This is a genomic window from Bradyrhizobium campsiandrae, assembly GCF_014529705.1.
GTDB lineage: Bacteria > Pseudomonadota > Alphaproteobacteria > Rhizobiales > Xanthobacteraceae > Bradyrhizobium > Bradyrhizobium campsiandrae.
On sequence record NZ_JAANIH010000142.1, the window covers coordinates 1 to 2,760 of the forward strand.

Genomic DNA, 2,760 nt, shown 5'->3' on the forward strand with positions numbered 1-2,760 from the left:
TCGACTGGCGGGTCGACAGCGCCTGGCTGTTGGCCGCCTCGACGTTGGTGTCGGCCAGCGTCAGGTTGGACGAGCCGGTCTGCAGCACGTTGATCAGGTTCTTGTTGAAGTCCTGACGAACCTGCACCACCGAGAGGTTCGAGCCGAGGCTCGAAGCTTCCGAGCGCAGCGTGCTCGACGCGGCGTTCAGGTTGGTCAACACCTTGTTGGTGGCGGCGTTGTCGATGAAGTCGACACCGCCGGTCAACGCAGCGAGGCCCAGACCCTTGGAGTTGTAGGTCACGCCCGTGATGTTCAGGCTCGACTTGCCGGTCTCGTCGAACGTCAACTTGAGCTGGTCGCCGTTCAGGAGGTTCACACCGTTGAACGAGGAGTCCTGCGCAGTCGAGTCGATCTGGCTCAGGATGTTGTTGTACTGGGACACCAGGTTGGCACGAGCCGTCTGGGCAACAGTATCCTGAACAGGCGCGGAAGCCGTCGAGAAGGTCAGCGCCGTGGTCAGCGTGCCGCCGATCGCACCACCTGCGGTGCTCGAACCGATGGTCGAGGACGCGTAGTCGTTGGTGGTCGAGATCGTCAGCCGGCCGTTGGCGTCGATCGTGGCCGACAAATTGTTGGCCTGCAGCTGCGTGTTGAGCTGATCGAGCGTCTTGACCGTACCGTTGGTGCCGTCGCCGAAGGTGACGTTGACCGCCGTGCCGCCATTGAAGGAGGTGAAGGTCAAGGTCTTGCCGGCGATGCCGCCGATGCCCGAGGTGCGAGCCGCGGTGAAGGCGGACGCCGTGCCGGTGTTGCCGGCGAGGCCAAGCACGTTCAGCGCATTGCCGGTGCCGGTGATCGACAGATCGGCATTGACGCCGGTCGACAGCTTGAGCTGACCGGACGAGTTGATCGACGAGTTCGACTGGCCGGCGGCCGTCTGCAACGTCGCAGCACCGCTGGCAATCGTTGCGGTCTGCACGCCGGTGGCAAGGTCGATCGCGGTCAGCACGTCGTTGACGGTGCCGCCCTGCAGATAGACGGTCGAGTTGCCGGCGCCGTCGGTCAGGACGTTGCCGTTGACACCAAAACCGGTCGGAACGCTGGGAGCACCGCTCGAGCCCGGGATCGGCGCGTTCTTGAAGGTGATGACGTGACCGTCGACGTTCAGCGTCGAACCGTCCGAGATCTCCGCACCCAGCGAGCCCGCGCTCGTGGTCCGGTTGACGTTGACGGTGGCGTTGCCGCCGCCGACCGACGTGGTCAGGCCGAGCGCCTTGAGCAGGTCGGCCTTGCCCGTCACGCTCAGATCCGCACCGGTCGAGCTCTTCAGGATGACCTTGCTGCCGGCGATGCTCGAGGAGGTCTGGTTGACGCTGTTGGTGATCGTCGCAGCGCCCGCAGTGATGGACGCCGTATCGACGCCGCTGGCGAGATCGATCGCGGTCAACAGGTCGCCGGTGGTCGCCTTCGGCGAAGCGTTGGTGCCGAGATAGACGGTGGTGTTGCCGTTGCCGTCGGTGACGAGGTTGCCGCTGACGCCCGAACCGGTCGGAACGCCGGTGCTCGCCGGAGCCGTGCCGGAACGGAAGGTGATGGTCTTGCCGTTGACGGTCAGCGTGTCGCCGTCAGCCGGCTGGGCGCTGCCGATCAGGCCGGTTGCGGAGGTGCCGCTGGACGCGATCAGCGTGATGGTGCTGCTCAGGGCCGTGGAGCCGTCGCCGGCCGTTGCCGTCGAACCGGTCAGCGAGCCGAGGGTGGCGCCGAGGGTCGAGGTGCCGGTCGCCGCGGTGGTGCCGCCGGCGGTGCCGTTATAGATGACGTTGCTGCTGGCGGTGGCGCTGGCAAAAGAGGTCGTGCCGCGCAGGTCGGCCGCCGTCGCACCGGAGATCGTGGTGGAGACGTTCGACTTGGTGGAGTAACCGACCGTGGTCTGCAGCGCCTGGTTGGCGATCGACTTGGCGCTGTCGATCAGCTTCTGCAGCGAGGTGATGCCGGTGTTGGCAGCCTGCAGCACCTGCACGCCGTTGGCGATGCCATCGAGCAGGTTGTTGATGTCGCTGGCGCGGTTGTCGAGCGACTGGGCGGTGAAGAAGTTGGTCGGATTGTCCAGCGCCGAGTTGACGCTCTTGCCCGTCGACAGACGGCTCTGCGTGGTGGCGAGAAGATCAGCGGTGGACTGGAGGGAGAGCAGGTTCTGACGAACCGAGGACGAGAGAACGATACCGGACATTGATTGTTACCCTTCTGGTACGCAACGCAACAAACTTCGATTAGGATTAATCGATGCCGGGACGGTGAACGTAGACGGCTAACAAAGCATGAAGTGTGTCGCGCGAGTACTTCCGTGGATTCACCATATGCGCGCTCGACGCCGCATCGGCCTCGCCCATATCGTCATGATAGGATGATGCTTTTTCGCGCACTGAAGCGGCGTTTGCGACTTGTCAACCATAACTCAGAGTGAGCAATTCGCTGCATTCGACAAGCATCTCCATCCGGGCGAGCGGCATTCTGATGCCGGCAGCAAAAGAAAGCGGCGGGGCCGAAGCCCCGCCGCCTGATCTTCCCTGACGATGTCAGCTGCTGTTAGCGGAGCAGCTGCAGCACGCTCTGCTGCGACTGGTTGGCCAGCGACAGCGCGGAGACCGCGATCGACTGGCGGGTCGACAGCGCCTGGCTGTTGGCCGCCTCGACGTTGGTGTCGGCCAGCGTCAGGTTGGACGAGCCGGTCTGCAGCACGTTGATCAGGTTCTTGTTGAAGTCCTGACGAACCTGCAC

The 2,760-nt window shown here is 64.1% G+C and carries 2 protein-coding genes; both read right to left on the reverse strand.

Annotation, left to right across the window (positions count from 1 at the left end):
• The coding region (locus tag G8O24_RS42315) for a DUF1522 domain-containing protein (protein ID WP_188108384.1) at nucleotides 1–2,212 on the reverse strand (2,212 nt) is incomplete at its 3' end.
• A 356-nt stretch (nucleotides 2,213–2,568) separates the two neighbouring features.
• Nucleotides 2,569–2,760, reverse strand: a 192-nt coding sequence (locus G8O24_RS42320) for a flagellin (RefSeq protein WP_283815666.1), incomplete at its 5' end; no start/stop codon positions are given.